General features: G+C 66.3%; 13 protein-coding genes. 2 read left to right on the forward strand and 11 right to left on the reverse strand.

Going from position 1 to position 14,381, the window contains the following annotated elements:
* Positions 1 to 204 precede the first annotated feature (204 nt).
* Both ShzoTeo12_RS25120 and ShzoTeo12_RS25125 read right to left on the reverse strand, forming a co-directional pair.
* The gene (locus ShzoTeo12_RS25120) at positions 205 to 945 is read right to left on the reverse strand and encodes an SDR family NAD(P)-dependent oxidoreductase (RefSeq protein WP_162911252.1); all 741 of its coding nucleotides are present in this window, start codon (positions 943 to 945) and stop codon (positions 205 to 207) included.
* A 79-nt stretch (positions 946 to 1,024) separates the two neighbouring features.
* Positions 1,025 to 1,693: a GntR family transcriptional regulator gene (locus ShzoTeo12_RS25125; protein ID WP_318912951.1), complete on the reverse strand. Its 669-nt coding sequence runs from the start codon at positions 1,691 to 1,693 to the stop codon at positions 1,025 to 1,027.
* Between the two features lie 186 nt (positions 1,694 to 1,879).
* Between ShzoTeo12_RS25125 and ShzoTeo12_RS25130 the strand changes: the two genes are divergently transcribed.
* A complete protein-coding gene (locus ShzoTeo12_RS25130) occupies positions 1,880 to 2,956 on the forward strand; it encodes a phosphotransferase (RefSeq protein WP_318912952.1) in 1,077 nt (358 codons plus the stop codon).
* A 4-nt stretch (positions 2,957 to 2,960) separates the two neighbouring features.
* Positions 2,961 to 4,277 carry an aspartate aminotransferase family protein gene (locus tag ShzoTeo12_RS25135; protein ID WP_318912953.1) on the forward strand — a complete coding sequence of 439 codons (1,317 nt, stop codon included), beginning with the start codon at positions 2,961 to 2,963 and terminating at the stop codon, positions 4,275 to 4,277.
* 10 nt (positions 4,278 to 4,287) lie between these two features.
* Here the strand turns inward: ShzoTeo12_RS25135 and yjfF are convergent, their stop codons facing one another.
* The 9 genes from yjfF to ShzoTeo12_RS25180 all read right to left on the reverse strand — a co-directional run bounded on the left by yjfF (position 4,288) and on the right by ShzoTeo12_RS25180 (position 14,355).
* Positions 4,288 to 5,256: a galactofuranose ABC transporter, permease protein YjfF gene (yjfF, locus tag ShzoTeo12_RS25140; RefSeq protein ID WP_318912954.1), complete on the reverse strand. Its 969-nt coding sequence runs from the start codon at positions 5,254 to 5,256 to the stop codon at positions 4,288 to 4,290.
* Positions 5,253 to 6,278: an ABC transporter permease gene (locus ShzoTeo12_RS25145; protein ID WP_318912955.1), complete on the reverse strand. Its 1,026-nt coding sequence runs from the start codon at positions 6,276 to 6,278 to the stop codon at positions 5,253 to 5,255. Before ShzoTeo12_RS25145 ends, yjfF begins: the two co-directional genes overlap by 4 nt.
* Positions 6,275 to 7,792, reverse strand: coding sequence for a galactofuranose ABC transporter, ATP-binding protein YtfR (ytfR, locus tag ShzoTeo12_RS25150; RefSeq protein WP_318912956.1), 1,518 nt, complete (start codon positions 7,790 to 7,792; stop codon positions 6,275 to 6,277). The genes ShzoTeo12_RS25145 and ytfR overlap by 4 nt, the downstream gene beginning before the upstream one ends.
* Positions 7,793 to 7,886: 94 nt before the next feature.
* Positions 7,887 to 8,849: a galactofuranose ABC transporter, galactofuranose-binding protein YtfQ gene (ytfQ, locus tag ShzoTeo12_RS25155; protein ID WP_318912957.1), complete on the reverse strand. Its 963-nt coding sequence runs from the start codon at positions 8,847 to 8,849 to the stop codon at positions 7,887 to 7,889.
* 194 nt (positions 8,850 to 9,043) lie between these two features.
* Complete coding sequence (locus ShzoTeo12_RS25160) at positions 9,044 to 10,009, reverse strand: ABC transporter ATP-binding protein (protein WP_318912958.1); 966 nt, start codon at positions 10,007 to 10,009, stop codon at positions 9,044 to 9,046.
* Positions 10,006 to 10,917 (reverse strand): ABC transporter ATP-binding protein, encoded by a 912-nt coding sequence (locus ShzoTeo12_RS25165; RefSeq protein ID WP_318912959.1) that lies wholly within the window; start codon positions 10,915 to 10,917, stop codon positions 10,006 to 10,008. Before ShzoTeo12_RS25165 ends, ShzoTeo12_RS25160 begins: the two co-directional genes overlap by 4 nt.
* Positions 10,914 to 11,735, reverse strand: a complete 822-nt coding sequence (locus ShzoTeo12_RS25170; protein ID WP_313193876.1) for an ABC transporter permease — start codon at positions 11,733 to 11,735, stop codon at positions 10,914 to 10,916. Before ShzoTeo12_RS25170 ends, ShzoTeo12_RS25165 begins: the two co-directional genes overlap by 4 nt.
* A 5-nt stretch (positions 11,736 to 11,740) precedes the next feature.
* Positions 11,741 to 12,676 (reverse strand): ABC transporter permease, encoded by a 936-nt coding sequence (locus ShzoTeo12_RS25175; protein WP_318912960.1) that lies wholly within the window; start codon positions 12,674 to 12,676, stop codon positions 11,741 to 11,743.
* 86 nt (positions 12,677 to 12,762) lie between these two features.
* The gene (locus ShzoTeo12_RS25180; RefSeq protein WP_318912961.1) at positions 12,763 to 14,355 is read right to left on the reverse strand and encodes an ABC transporter substrate-binding protein; all 1,593 of its coding nucleotides are present in this window, start codon (positions 14,353 to 14,355) and stop codon (positions 12,763 to 12,765) included.
* Between the last annotated feature and the right edge of the window lie 26 nt (positions 14,356 to 14,381).

A 14,381-nucleotide genomic window follows, 5' to 3' on the forward strand; every position in this document is an offset into this window, starting at 1 on the left:
CATGCTCATCGTACTCCCCTTTTTTCGTTTTTTCGGACCGGCCCGATCGCCGGTCCCGAACGGTCCGTCGAAGACGGCAGCCCCTCCCGGGCCGGAGGCCTTCGCGCGATGTTCGCACCGCGGCAGGCGCCTCGTTCCCTTTGATTTTCTATCGGGCCAATTCAGGCATTCCCGCCCGCCCCGGTCAATGGCTTTCTTGCGCCGTCAGACGTGCTGGCCTCCGTTGATATGGATCTCGGCGCCGTTGATGTAGGACGACTGGCCGGTGCACAGGAAATAGATGGTCTCGGCGACCTCGCGCGGCTCGCCGAGCCGGCCCATCGGCACTTCGGCGGCGACCAGCTCGTCCGTGCCGGGCGAGAGGATCGAGGTCTCGATCTCGCCGGGGGCGATGGCGTTGGCGCGCACGCCGCGCTTGCCGAATTCGTGCGCCATTTCCCGCGTCAGCGCCGCGAGCGCGGCCTTGGAAGCGGCATAGGCGACGCCGGCGAAGGGGTGGACGCGCGAGCCGGCGATGGAGGTGACGTTGACGATCGAGCCCTTGGCGGCCTCCAGTTCCGGCAGCAGCGCGCGGGCGATCAGTGCGGTCGAGACAAGGTTGACGTTGAGCACATGGGTCCAGACATCTGCCGTCGTGTCCGCGACGCCGAGCCTGCTCCTGTCCGGTCCCTTCGGCGAGATGCCGGCATTGTTGACCAGCGCATGCAGCCTGCCGGAGGGCAGGCGCTCGCGCACCGTGGCGGCGAGGCGGTCGATCTGGGAAAGGTCGGCGAGGTCGGCCTGGATATGGCTCTCGCGGGCGGAGGGCCAGGCGCATTCCTCGGAGAAAGCCTGGCGCGACACGGTGAGGATGCGCCAGCCCTTCGACTGGAAGAGCTTGACCGTCGCATGTCCGATCCCGCGGCTTGCCCCCGTCAGCAGCATGGTGGGGCGTTCTTCGGTCATGCGGGACTTCTCCGTTGATGCTTGATACATCGTAATGCGCGGCGGGCGAAATGCAAGCCTCGACGAAAGGTGGAGGCGATCAGGCCTTCCGCGCCCCCTTCTCGATGCGCTCCAGCAGCGGTTTCCCGCCGAGGAGGATGTCGTCGACGATGGCCATGGAGGCGGCGGCCGGGTCGTGACGTTTCAGTGCTTCGACGATGGGATAGTGATGGTCGATCATCGCCCGCCCGCCCGGCAGATAGGCATCCGAGATCAGCGGCCCCATCTGGAGCCAGAGCCGGCGCAGGATGCCGTTGAGCACCGGAAGGCCGGCGATCTTCGGCAGCATGAAGTGGAACATCTGGTTGAGCTCGGCCCCCTTCAGTCCGTCGCCGCAGGCAAGGGCGGCCTCGTTCTCGCGCAGGATCGCCTCCAGCGCGGCGATGTCGGCGGAGGTAGCGACCTGCGCGGCCGTCTCGGCCGCCAGCCCCTCCAGCCGCACGCGGATCGACCGGATCTCGCGGTAGCGCGCTTCGCTCATGGCGGGGATGCGGATGTCGCGCGGCGAGCGGAAGGTGATCGCCTCGTCGTTGGCGAGCTTCAGGATCGCGTCGCGGATGGGCGTGACGCTGGTGCCGAACTGCTCGGCGAGATCGCGGATCTTCAGGCGGTCACCGGGCTGGAAACGACCCTGGATCAACGCATCGCACAACGCGCCGTAGATCGTGCTGTTCAGGTTGGAATGATCGAGCGTTTCGAATTCGGGCATCGCCGGCTCTGACAAAAATCAATGATACGATACTTGATGCATCTTTTTCCGCTTGTTTCAACCGTCGCATCGGGTCAAACATGGGCAATCCCGGTAAAGTGCGCGATGCCCGTACCCGGATTAACATTCGAACCAGAAGACGGAGCGTTTCGCAGTGGGAAAGCAGGCCTGTTCCGGGGAGCCACGATGACGCAGGAAACGCCCTTCCCGGCCCCGGCAAACGGCGACGATGCGCCCGCCGGAGGCGACGCGATGTCCGCTGCCTTCAGCAAGACGGAGCTTTCGGACGCCGCCGCGCTCACCGGCGATATCTACGGCGTTGCCGGCACGGCCGGGCGACTTTCCAGCGAGCGCGACGAGACCTTCCTCTTCACCGCGGCGGACGGCACGCGCTACACGCTGAAGATCGCCAACCCCGCCGAGGACCCGGCGGCGCTCGCCTTCCAGGACGGCGCGCTGCTGCATCTTGCCCGCCACGCCCCCGCCGTTCCCGTGCCGCGGCTGGTGCCGACCCGCTCGGGCGGAACGAGCCACCGGATCGCCACCCACGAGGGGCCGCGCATCGTGCGCCTGCTGACCTTCCTGCCCGGCGAATTGCAGTACCGCACGCCGCCCTCGACGAACCAGAGCCGGCATATCGGCCGTGCGCTCGGTGCGCTCGGCCTCGGCCTTTCCGGCTATGCCGGCCGCCCGCCGGCGGGCAAGCTGATGTGGGACATCTCCCACACGCTCGACCTTGCCGCCGTGGTGGATTCCGTCGCGCCCGAGCGGCAGGCGCGGGTCGAGGCGGTGCTGGAGGAATTCCTGCGCATGCTGCCGGCCTTCTCCGCGCTGGAGCGCCGGCAGATCATCCATAACGACTTCAACCCGCACAATATCCTGGTCGATCCGGCCGCACCCGAACGCGTCGCGGGCATCATCGATTTCGGCGACATGGTCGAGGCGCCGCTCGTCAACGACCTCGCGGTGGCGATCTCCTACCATCTCTTCACACCCGACTGGGCCGAGCGTGCGGGCGCCTTCCTCGAAGGCTATCTTTCCGCCCGGCCGCTCCAGCCGGCGGAAGCCGCGCTCCTGCCGACGCTGATCCGCGCCCGGCTCGCCATGTCGATCATCATCGCGGAATGGCGCTCGGCGCGCTTTCCCGAGAACCGCAGCTACATCATGCGCAACCACGCCGCCGCCTGGGCGGGGCTGCACAACATATCGGACCTGACGCCGGCCGGGCTCAAGCGGCTGGCGCCCCATCTTGTGGAGGCTTGAAATCATGTCGATGGTGAACGCGTTCTCGCGTGAGGATTTCGAACGGCTGGGCGAGGCGGACAAGGCGCTGATCGCGCGGCGCGAAAAGGTGCTCGGCCCCGCCTATCGCCTGTTCTACGAGGAACCGCTGCATCTGGTGCGCGGCGAAGGCGTCTTCCTCCATGACGCGTCGGGCGAGAAATATCTCGACGCCTACAACAATGTCGCCTCGGTCGGCCATTGCCATCCGCGCGTGGTGGAGGCGATCACCGCGCAGACCGCCGTGCTCAACACCCACACCCGCTACCTGCACGAGGGCATCGTCGATTATGCCGAGACGCTGACGGCGACCTTCCCGGACGCGCTCAGCCAGGCGATGTTCACCTGCACCGGCAGCGAGGCGAACGACCTTGCCGTGCGCATCGCCCGCTTCGTCACCGGCGGCACCGGCATCATCGCGACGGATCTTGCCTATCACGGCCTGACGAACGCGGTGGCGGAATTCTCACCCTCGCTCGGCGAATCCGTGACGCTCGGCCCGCATGTGCGCACCGTGCCGGCGCCCGACAGCTACCGCTACTCCCCTGAAGAGATGATGGAGAAGTTCGGCCGCGACGTCGAAGCCGCCATCGCCGATCTCAAGCGCCACGGCATCAGGCCGGCCATGCTGATCACCGACACGATCTTCTCCAGCGACGGCATCTTCGCCGGACCGAAGGGCTTCCTGAAGCCGGCGGTCGATGCGATCCATGCCGCCGGCGGCCTCTTCGTCGCCGACGAGGTGCAGCCCGGCTTCGGCCGCACGGGCGAAGCCATGTGGGGCTTCGAGCGGCACGGCGTTGCGCCCGACATGGTGACGATCGGCAAGCCAATGGGCAACGGCTATCCGATGGCCGGCATCGTGCTGCGCCCCGAGGTGATCGCCGAATTCGGCCCCCGCGCCCGCTACTTCAACACCTTCGGCGGCAATCCCGTCGCCGCGGCCGCCGGCAAGGCGGTGCTCGACACGATCCGCATCGAGGGCCTGCAGCAGAACGCGCTGGAGGTCGGCAACCACCTGATGGAGGGCCTCACGACCCTCGCCCGCAGCCATCCCACCATCGGCGACGTGCGCGGCGCCGGCCTCTTCGTCGGTGTCGAGATCGTGTCCGATCCGGCAACGAAGCGGGCAGATGCGGCGCTGACGACGCGCATCGTCAACGGCCTTCGCCGCCGCCGCGTGCTGATCAGCGCCTCCGGCCCGCGCGCCAACGTGCTGAAGATCCGCCCGCCGCTCGTCTTCTCGCGCGAGAATGCCGACATGCTGCTGGAGGCGCTGGAGGACGTGCTGAAGACCGCCTGAGCGAACCGCGTCAGGCGTAGCGCCTGCGCCGGCCCGTGAAGTGGATCAGCCCCTTCTGCAGCAGGATGAAGGCGAAGAGCAGCAGGCCGATGAGGATCTTCGTCCACCAGCTCGACAGCGAACCGTCGAAGGTGATGTAGGTCTGGATCAGGCCCTGGATGAGGATGCCGACCAGCGTGCCCGCGACGAAGCCGGAGCCGCCCGTCAGCAGCGTGCCGCCGATGACCACCGCCGCGATGGCGTCGAGCTCCACGCCCACCGTCGCCAGCGAATAGCCGGCCGAGGTGTAGAGCGAGAAGACGATGCCCGAAAGGCCCGCAAGGAAGCCCGAGAGCGCATAGATGCCGATCGTCGTTCCGGCGATCGGCACGCCCATCAGCCGCGCCGTCGCCGTGCCGCCGCCGAGCGCATAGTCATTGGCGCCGAAGCGGGTGCGGTGCGCGATGAGGATGCCCGCTGCAAAGACCACCAGCATCAGCCCGCCGATCAGCGTGATGCGCCCGCCGCCGGGCAGCTTGTAATAGAAGCCCTTCAGCGTGGCGTAGAACGGATGCTTGATCGGGATGGAATCGATGGACAGCACGAAGGCCATGCCGCGCGCTAGGAACATGCCGGCCAGCGTGACGATGAAGGGCGGCATTTCGAGGTGATGGATGATCGCCCCCATCAGCGCGCCGAAGGCGGTGGTGATGGCAAGCGCCAGTGCGAAGGCGACAAGCGGATGGATCGACGTCGCCTGCAGCAGCACGGCGAGGAAGACGCCGGTAAAGGCGATGACCGCGCCGATGGACAGGTCGATGCCGCCCGACAGGATCACGAAGGTCATGCCGACGGCGGCGATGCCGAGGAAGGCATTGTCGGTCAGGAGGTTGCCGATCACCCGCGTCGACAGCATGTTGGGATACTGCGCGATGCAGACGGCATAGGCGATGAGGAAGATCGCGACCGTGGCGGTGAGCGGAAGGTAGCGCGGGTTCATTTCGCCTCCTGTTCCGTCTTCTTCTCGCCGGCCCGGGGTCGGGAGAGGAAGGCGAAGGCCGTCTGGGCGCGCGGCGACTGGATGACCAGGATCAGCACGATGATCGCCGCCTTGATGATGAGGTTGAATTCGGGCGGGAAGCCGGAGAGCAGGATGCCCGTGTTGATCGACTGGATGATCAGCGCGCCGAGCAGCGAGGCGGCGATGGAAAAGCGCCCGCCGAGCAGCGACGTGCCGCCGACGACGACCGCGAGGATCGCGTCCAGCTCCAGCCAGAGACCGGCATTGTTGGCATCGGCCCCGCGAATGTCCGCCGCCGCGATGATGCCGGCGATGGCGGCGCACAGGCCCGACAGCACATAGGCGGCGATCAGCAGCACGCCGGTCGAGACGCCCGAGAGCATGGAGGCGCGGCGGTTGACGCCGAGCGCCTCGATCAGCATGCCGAGCGCCGTGCGGCGGACCAGCAGCGCCACGACGATGCCGAAGGCGATCCAGATGACGACGGGCATCGGCAAGCCGAGGAACGAACCGCCGCCGATGAAGATCAGCCCCGCATCGTTGAAGGTGAGGATCGCCCCCTCGGTGATGAGCTGCGCGATGCCGCGCCCGGCCACCATCAGCACCAGCGTGGCGATGATCGGCTGGATATCGAGCACGGCGACGAGGATGCCGTTCCACAGGCCGCAGAGAATGCCGGTGCCGAGCGTGACGAGCAGCGTCGCGACGAGCCCGTAGCCCGAGGTGATGCAGGCGGCGGCGACCGCCCCGCAGATCGCCATGACCGCGCCGACCGAAAGGTCGATGCCCTTGGTGGCGATGACGACCGTCATGCCGATGGCGAGCAGCGCGACGGGCGCGCCGCGGTTGAGGATATCGATCAGGCTGCCGTAAAGCCGGCCGTTCTGCATTTCGAGGCGGAAGAAACCGGGAAAGGCGATGGAGACCATGAGCAGGATCACGGCAAGCGCGGCGACCTGCGGAAAGAGGCGCAGGGCATAGGCTTTCAGCGTCGAGGTCATGCGTCCGCCCTCCCGCCGGCTGCGATGGCTTCGACGATGCCCTCTGTCGTAACCTTCCCGCCGGTCAGTTCGGCCACATGCGCCCGGTCGCGCAGCACGATGACGCGGCTCGAATAGGCGACGAGCTCTTCGAGTTCGGAGGAGATCACGATCAGCGACATGCCTTTCTCGCAGAGGGATTCGATGAGGCGGATGATCTCCGCATGGGCGCCGACGTCGATGCCGCGCGTCGGCTCGTCGAGGATCAGGAAATCCGGGTTGGTGGCGAGCCAGCGGGCGAGGATCGCCTTTTGCTGGTTGCCGCCGGAGAGCAGCTTGATCGGCTTTTCCCGGTCGCTGGTGCGGATGTCGAGCGCCTTGATGTAGTCGTCGGCGAGCCTGTCCTGTTCGCTGCGGCTGATCGGCCGCGCCCAGCCCCGCCGCGCCTGGAGCGCCAGCGCGATATTCTCGCGCACCGAGAGGTCGCCGATGATGCCGTCGACCTTGCGGTCTTCCGGACAGAAGCCGAATTTCTCGCGGATGGCGGCGCGCGGCGAGGTGAGATCAAGCGCGCGCCCGTCCGCCTCCGCCGTGCCGCTGTCGGCGCGCTCGGCGCCGAAGAGGATTTCGGCCGTCTCCGTGCGGCCCGAGCCGAGCAGGCCGGCAATGCCGACGACTTCGCCGGCACGCACATCGAGGTCGAAGGGCTGGATATGGCCCTTGCGGCCGAAGCCGCGGAAGCGGAAGCGCACCTCCCCGGCCTCGCTCTTCGCGCCATGCTCGGCGGCGACTTCCTGCACCAGCTCGCGGCCGAGCATCATGGCGATCAGCTCGCGGCGCGAAAGCTCCGCCGTCTCGCGCGTGCCGACGAGCTGGCCGTTGCGCAGCACGGTGATGCGGTCGGAAATCTCGTAGACCTGTTCGAGGAAGTGGGTGATGAAGATGATGCCGAGGCCGCGTTCCTTGAGGCGGCGCACGATGCGGAACAGCATCGCGACCTCGTGGGCGTCGAGGCTGGCGGTCGGCTCGTCGAGGATCAGTACCTTGCCCGAGAGATCGACGGCCCGCGCGATCGCGACCACCTGCTGCACCGCCACGGAATAGGCGGCGAGCTCGGCAGTAACGTCGATGTCGAGCTCGTATTCGGCCAGCAGCGCCCTAGCGCGACGGTTCATTTCCCGAGCGTTGACGAGGCCGAAGCGCTTGGGCTGGCGGCCGAGGAAGAGGTTTTCGGCGACGGTGAGGTTCGGCAGGAGGTTCACCTCCTGGTAGACCGTGCCGATGCCGAGGTTCTGCGCCTCCAGCGTGCTCTGCGGATCGGCGTCCACGCCGTCGACGAGGATGCGTCCGCCGTCGCGGCGATAGGCCCCGGTCAGGCATTTGACGAGCGTCGACTTGCCTGCGCCGTTCTCGCCGAGCAGCGCATGCACCTCGCCGCGCCGGAGGGAGAAATCGACGCGGTTCAACGCCCTGGCGCCCGGAAAGATCTTGTCGATCCCCGTCGCCGAGAGAACATGGGAATTGTCAGGCTGCATGATCCCTGGTCCGCATGAAAGGACCGCCTGCCATCCCGCAGGAGACGACAGGCGGGTCAGGTCGATATCCCGCGATGCGGGATATCGGGAGAGATCAGTAGCCGAGACCCTTCTTCTCCTCATATACCTTGGCCGGATCGTCGGCCTGTGTATAGAGTTTGGATTCCGTCTGGATCCACTTCGCCGGGGCCGCGCCGTCCTTGCGGAAGGCGTCGAGCGCGTCGAAGGCTGGCCCGGCCATGTTCGGCGTCAGTTCCACGGTGGCGTTCGCCTCGCCGGCCGCCATGGCCTGGAAGATATCCGGAACGGCGTCGATGGAGACGACGAGGATATCCGTGCCCGGCTTCAGGCCGGCTTCCTTGATCGCCTGGATGGCGCCGACGGCCATGTCGTCGTTATGGGCATAGAGCGCACAGATGTTCTTGCCGCCGTCTTCCGCCTTCAGGAAGCTTTCCATGACTTCCTTGCCCTTGGTGCGGGTGAAGTCGCCGGTCTGGCTGCGGACGATCTTCAGGTTGTCATGGCCGGCGATGGCCTCCTCGAAGCCCTTCTTGCGGTCGATGGCCGGCGAGGAGCCGGTCGTGCCCTGGAGCTCGACCACGTTGCAGGGCTTGCCGGCAACCGTGTCCACCAGCCACTTGCCGGCGACATTGCCCTCGTGGACGGTGTCGGAGGTCACGGCGGTCATGTAGAGGTCGTCCGACGCATCGACCTTGCGGTCGAGCAGGATGACCGGGATTTCCGCATCCTTGGCTTCCTGCAGCACCTCGTCCCAGCCCGTCGCGACGACCGGCGCGATGAGGATGGCGTCGACGCCCTGCGCGATGAAGGAGCGCAGCGCCTTGATCTGGTTTTCCTGCTTCTGCTGCGCATCGGCGAATTTCAGGTCGATGCCGCGCTGCTCGGCCTGCTGCTTGGTGAGCGTCGTCTCTGCGGCGCGCCAGCCAGACTCCGAGCCGATCTGCGAAAAGCCCACGGTCATGTCGGCGGCGGATGCGACACCGAACATGGAGGCGGCAAGGATCGTTGCACTCGCGAGTGCGGTTGTGAATTTCATGATGTCCTCCCAAAGAATACTGCTCCTCAGCAGCGTGATTTAAAACATCATATTGTATTACTATTGTAAACCCAAAAATCGCGCTTCCGCACATTTCACGATGCGAGCGCGCAGGCGCAGCCACGCGGGCACGGCAAGCGCGGCTGCACCGTCGGGTGTCGGGCGGTGGCAGAAGACCCGTTCTATGGAGGGCGTCAGCCGGCGGCGGCGAGCCGGACGCGGTGCCGCGGGGCGATCTCGACCAGCTCGGACGGCAGCGGCGCGGAGAAGACATCCGGCGCGGTGCTGCCATCGGTGACGAAACCGCGGCCCTCGACCAGCGGCTGGTCGGGAACGTTGCCCGGCCCCGCATCGAGGTTCAGGGCGGCATCCGGGTCGGGGATGGCGGCGATCAGGCGGCGCGTATAGGGATGCGTCGGGTTCTCGAATATCTCCCGCCATCCGCCCTCCTCCACGATCTGCCCGAAATACATTACCAGCACGCGGTCGCTCATGTGCTCGACCACGCTGAGGTCGTGGCTGATCATGAGGTAGGAGAGGCCGAGCTTTTCCTGCAGGTCGAGCAGGAGGTTGATGATCTGCGCGCGGATCGACACGTCCAGCGCCGAGACCGGCTCGTCCAGCACGACGATCTCCGGTTCGAGGATGAGCGCACGGGCGATGCCGATGCGCTGACGCTGGCCGCCGGAGAATTCGTGCGGATAGCGGCGCGCCTGCTCGGGCGTCAGGCCGACATTCTTCATCATGGCCTCGATGCGGCCCTCGATCTCCGAGGACGCCGTGATGCCGTGCAGCTTCAGCGGCGCGGCGAGCGAGGTGCGCACGGACTGGCGCGGATTGAGCGAGGCATAGGGGTCCTGGAACACCATCTGCACCGCTTTCGCGCGCTCCATGCGGCCCGGCGCGCCGGCACCGGCGAGCGGCTGACCGCGATAGCGGATCGCCCCTTCCGTCGGCTCCTGCAGGCCGAGGATGGAAAGCGCGGTCGTCGACTTGCCGCAGCCGGATTCGCCGACGATGGACAGGCACTCGCCCTTGGCCAGCTCGAAGCTGATGCCGTTGACGGCGTGCAACAGGCGCTTGCCGGCGCCGAAAAGCCCTCCGCCGGAAATCGGGAAGCGCACATGCAGGTCGTCCACCTGAAGGAGCGGGGCGGTCATGGCTGGCTCCCTTCCGCGCCGCGTGGCGCTATGAAGCGGGTCTCCGTCAGCTTCGAGCGGTCGGCGATGATGCTGTCGATATCGACCAGCCGCTGGCGGCCGTGCTGGCTGCGGCTGCCGAGACGCGGCAGCGCGCCGAGAAGGCCGCGGGTATATTCGTGCCGGGGGTTTTCGAAGAGCGCCCGCGTCTCGTTCTCCTCGACGAGGCAGCCCGAATACATGACGCCGACGCGCTGGCAGATGCTGGCGATGACGCCGAGGTCGTGGCTGATGAAGAGCACGGCCGTGCCGCGCTCGGCGCAGAGCTCCTTGATGAGACGCAGCACCTCGGCCTGGACGGTCACGTCGAGCGCGGTGGTCGGCTCGTCGGCGATCAGGAGGTCCGGGTTGCAGGCGAGCGCCATGGCGATCATCACGCGCTGGCGAAGGCCGCCCGACATCTGGTGCGGATAGTTTTTCGCCCGCCGGTCGGGGTTGGGCACCCGCACGCTGGCGAGCGCTTCGACCGCAAGTTTCTGCGCCTCGTCCCAGCCCTTGCCTTGATGCAGCACGAACATCTCCGCGATCTGCCGGCCGACGGTGGAGAGCGGGTTCAGCGCCGTCATCGGCTCCTGGAAGATCATGGCGATGCGGTTGCCGCGCAGGCGCCGCATCTCGCGTTTCGAGAGGGCAAGGAGGTTCTGCCCCTTGAACAGGATCTCGCCGCCGGAAACGGCGAGCGGCTTCTTCAACAGCCCCATGACGGCGAGCGACGTCACCGACTTGCCCGAGCCGGATTCGCCGACGAGCCCGTAGGCCTCGCCCGGCATGATCTGGAAGGAGACGCCCTTGAGGAGCGGATGGGAAACCGAGCGGCCGAACGCGACGCCGAGCTGCAGGTCCCTGATGTCGAGCAGCGGCTGGGTCATGGCCTGCGCGTCCTCATATGCGGGTCGAGGCTGTCGCGCAGGCCATCGCCGAGAAGGTTGAAGCCGAGCACCGAAAGGAAGATGGCAAGGCCGGGGAAGAGCGCCACCCAGGGCGCGAGCTGGATGAGCTGGCGCGCATCCGTCAGCATCGAGCCCCAGCTCGGGAACGGCGGCTGGATGCCGAGGCCGAGGAAGGAGAGCGCCGCTTCCGACAGTACCGCCGAGCCCATGCCGAGCGTCGCCATGACGAGGATCGGCCCCATCATGTTGGGCAGGATCTGCGTGAACATGATGCGCAGGTCCCCGTAGCCGAGCGTCTGCGCCGCCTGCACATAGCCCTGCGATTTCAGCGACAGCGTCGAGGAGCGGGCGATGCGGCAGGTCCAGCTCCAGTTGGTGAGGCCGAGCGCGACGAGGAGCGAGGGCAGGCCCGGGCCGAGCACCGCCATCACCGCGAGCGCGAAGATCAGCGAGGGAATGGCGAGCATGACATTGGTGAGGCCGTTGACGAGGTCGTCCCACCAGCCGCCCCAATAGCCGGCGGTCATGCCGAGCGTGACGCCGATGATCGAGTTGATCACCTGCGAGACGATGCCGACCGTCAGCGAGATCTGCGCGCCGTAGAGGATGCGGGTATAAACGTCCCGCCCCTGCCCGTCCGTGCCGAACCAGAAGGTGGCGTCCGGCGGCAGTTCGGAATTCATCAGGTCCGCGTCGAGCACCGGATCGAAGGGCGCGATCCACGGCGCGAGGACACCGGCGAGGATCACCAGCACCGTCAGCCCCGCGCCGAGCCAGAAGTTGAAGCCGAGGCGCATTCCGCTCACTCCTGCTTGATGCGCGGATCGATCGCGGCATAGATCAGATCGACGGCGGTGTTGATGACGAGGAACCACAGCACGATGACGAGGATCGTGCCCTGCACCACGGGAATATCGCGGATCGCCACGCTGTCGACCAGCAGCGAGCCGATGCCCGGCCAGGCGAAAAGCTTCTCGATGACGACGGCCTGGCCGATCAGCGAGCCGAACTGCAGGCCGACCGTGGTGACGATCAAAACCAGCGCATTGCGCGCCACATGCCAGCGCACCACCTTGACCTCGCTCATGCCCTTGGAATGGGCGGTGCGGATGAAGTCGGCATTCAGCACGTCGAGCACGCCCGCCCGCGTGGTGCGTGCCAGAAGCGCCAGTGGCGTCACCCCGAGCGTGACGGCGGGCAGGATGAGGTTTCGGAACGATCCGTCGCCATAGCCAAAGCTCGGCAGCCAGTTCAGTTGCAGGGCGAAAAGGTACATCAACAGCAGGCCCAGCCAGAACTGCGGCATGGAAAGCCCCGAGACCGCCCCGACCATCGTCACCGTATCGAGCACCGAGCCCGGCCGGAGCGCCGCGAGGAAGCCGAGCGGCACGCCGACGACGAGGGCGAAGACCATGGCGGCGATGGCCAGTTGCAGCGAGGCCCACATGCGGTCGTTGATGAGGTCGATCACCGGCTGGCGGGTGCGGAAGGAGGTGCCGAGGTCGAAACGCGCAAGGTCGGTGACATAGGTCACGAAGCGCTCGACGAGCGGCTTGTTCAGCCCGAACTCCTCGTTGAGGCGGGCGATCATCTGCGGGTCGGCGGCGCGCTTGCCATCGGCGAAGAGGCTCGCCGCGAAGGTGCCGGGCACCACGGAGAAGATGACGAAGATGAGCAGCGCCACCACGACGACCGTGGGGATGACCTGCAGGATGCGGCGCAGGGTGAAGCGTAGCATGAGCGGTTCCGTGTTGGGCGCCCTTGCGGGGCGCGACAATCGATGCGGGGGCGGCCTGAAGGTGCCGCCCCCGAACCCCTCAAGGCTTATTTGCGCGAGTCCGGCGCGGTCTCGTCGATCCAGATCTCGTCATAGGGCTGGACCGCCAGCTCGTTCGCATTCGGAACGAGGCCGTGGATCCACGGCTGGTAGGCCATGACGGCCTTGTTGTAGTTGAAGAACCAGACCGGCGCGTCGTCCTGCACGATGTTGTTGGCCTGGCGCAGGAGATCGTTCTGCTTGGCCGGGTCACGTTCCTGCACGGCCGCATCGTAGAGCTTGTCGAATTCGGGGCTCGCATAGCTCGTATAATTGCAGGCCGATTGCGCCGTCCTGGAATGGTAGCAGCGCAGCGCGTTCAGCGGGTCGGGACCGGACAGGTTCGACCAGATGAAGGCCTGGAAGTTGTTCGTCGTCACCGCCTCGCCGAGGGCGGAGCTTTCCACCGGCTTCGGCTTCACGGTGATGCCGACCTTCTTCAGCATCGGCAGGATCGCCTCGACGATCGGCACGCCCCAGCTTTCGTTCGGGCTTGCCGTGACTTCGAACTCGAAGCCGTCGGCATAGCCGGCTTCCGCCAGCAGCGCCTTGGCCTTTTCCGGATCGAAGGCATAGGGCGCCTTGTCCTTGTCGAAGGCCGGCGAGGAGATCGGCAGCCAGCCGGAGGCCGGATAGGCCTTGTTCTTGACGAGGCGCTCGATGATCAGCGGCGAATTGATCGCATAGTTGATCGCCTGGCGGACCCGCTTGTCCTTGAAGGGCTCGAAGGCCGGGTTGAAGCCGATGTTGCGGGTATAGACCTCGGCGACCTCGAGGAGATGATCCTTCAGTCCCTCCTCGCCCTGATAGGCCTGGTACTGCGTCGGGCCGAGGATCGAGGCGTCGATTTCCTTGTTGCGGAAGGCGACGTCGCGCGCGGCGTCCTCGGCCATCAGCACGATGTTGATGCGGTCGAGATAGGGCTTGCCTTCCTCGTAGTACTTGTCGAACTTCTCGACGACGACCTGCGAGCCCGGCACATGTTCCTTGAAGACGAAGGCGCCGAGGCCGACGGGGTTCTTGCCGAAAGAGGATTCGTCCTCGACATTCGACGGATAGATGACCGTCGTGTTCTGCATCAGCGGGAAGCCCGGATTGATCGGGCCGGTATAGGTGATCTCCAGCGTGTTGTCGTCGATCTTCTTCAGGCCGGAAATCTCCTCGGCCTTGCCGGCGATATAGTCGTCCGCGCCATTGATGTTGGCGATGAAGCTAGCGCCCGGGAAGGCGTTCTTCGGATTGGCGATGCGCTTGTAGCTGTAGACGATGTCGTCGGCCGTCAGCGGCTTGCCGTTGTGGAAGACGGCGTTCTTGCGCAGGTGATAGGTATGGGTCGTGCCGTCCTCGGAGACTTCTTCGGAATCGGCGAGTTCCAGCACCGGCTTGTTCTGGATGGAGTCCCAGCTGTAGAGCGCGCGGTGGATGGCCTGGGTGATGAATTCTTCCTGCGTGTTCGGGCTTGCCTGTACGTCGAGCGTCGCGAAGCTCGAGCCGTAGGGCGCGGTGAAGACGAGCGTTCCGCCGGAACGTTCACCCGCTGCCAGCGCCCCGGTAGCCACCCCGAGGCCGAGCATTGCGGCCAATGTCAGTCTTTTCAGCATTTCGTTCTCCCTCTCGTGCCGTTTTC

It is taken from the genome of Shinella zoogloeoides (genome assembly GCF_033705735.1).
Classification (GTDB): domain Bacteria; phylum Pseudomonadota; class Alphaproteobacteria; order Rhizobiales; family Rhizobiaceae; genus Shinella; species Shinella zoogloeoides_A.

What these genes read in the sequence shown, in the direction of transcription:
- ShzoTeo12_RS25120 (WP_162911252.1), bottom strand. Translation starts at nt 945, where the DNA reads ATGACCGAAGAACGCCCCACCATGCTGCTGACGGGGGCAAGCCGCGGG.
- ShzoTeo12_RS25125 (WP_318912951.1), bottom strand. Translation starts at nt 1,693, where the DNA reads ATGCCCGAATTCGAAACGCTCGATCATTCCAACCTGAACAGCACGATC.
- ShzoTeo12_RS25130 (WP_318912952.1), top strand. Translation starts at nt 1,880, where the DNA reads ATGACGCAGGAAACGCCCTTCCCGGCCCCGGCAAACGGCGACGATGCG.
- ShzoTeo12_RS25135 (WP_318912953.1), top strand. Translation starts at nt 2,961, where the DNA reads ATGTCGATGGTGAACGCGTTCTCGCGTGAGGATTTCGAACGGCTGGGC.
- yjfF (WP_318912954.1), bottom strand. Translation starts at nt 5,256, where the DNA reads ATGAACCCGCGCTACCTTCCGCTCACCGCCACGGTCGCGATCTTCCTC.
- ShzoTeo12_RS25145 (WP_318912955.1), bottom strand. Translation starts at nt 6,278, where the DNA reads ATGACCTCGACGCTGAAAGCCTATGCCCTGCGCCTCTTTCCGCAGGTC.
- ytfR (WP_318912956.1), bottom strand. Translation starts at nt 7,792, where the DNA reads ATGCAGCCTGACAATTCCCATGTTCTCTCGGCGACGGGGATCGACAAG.
- ytfQ (WP_318912957.1), bottom strand. Translation starts at nt 8,849, where the DNA reads ATGAAATTCACAACCGCACTCGCGAGTGCAACGATCCTTGCCGCCTCC.
- ShzoTeo12_RS25160 (WP_318912958.1), bottom strand. Translation starts at nt 10,009, where the DNA reads ATGACCGCCCCGCTCCTTCAGGTGGACGACCTGCATGTGCGCTTCCCG.
- ShzoTeo12_RS25165 (WP_318912959.1), bottom strand. Translation starts at nt 10,917, where the DNA reads ATGACCCAGCCGCTGCTCGACATCAGGGACCTGCAGCTCGGCGTCGCG.
- ShzoTeo12_RS25170 (WP_313193876.1), bottom strand. Translation starts at nt 11,735, where the DNA reads ATGCGCCTCGGCTTCAACTTCTGGCTCGGCGCGGGGCTGACGGTGCTG.
- ShzoTeo12_RS25175 (WP_318912960.1), bottom strand. Translation starts at nt 12,676, where the DNA reads ATGCTACGCTTCACCCTGCGCCGCATCCTGCAGGTCATCCCCACGGTC.
- ShzoTeo12_RS25180 (WP_318912961.1), bottom strand. Translation starts at nt 14,355, where the DNA reads ATGCTGAAAAGACTGACATTGGCCGCAATGCTCGGCCTCGGGGTGGCT.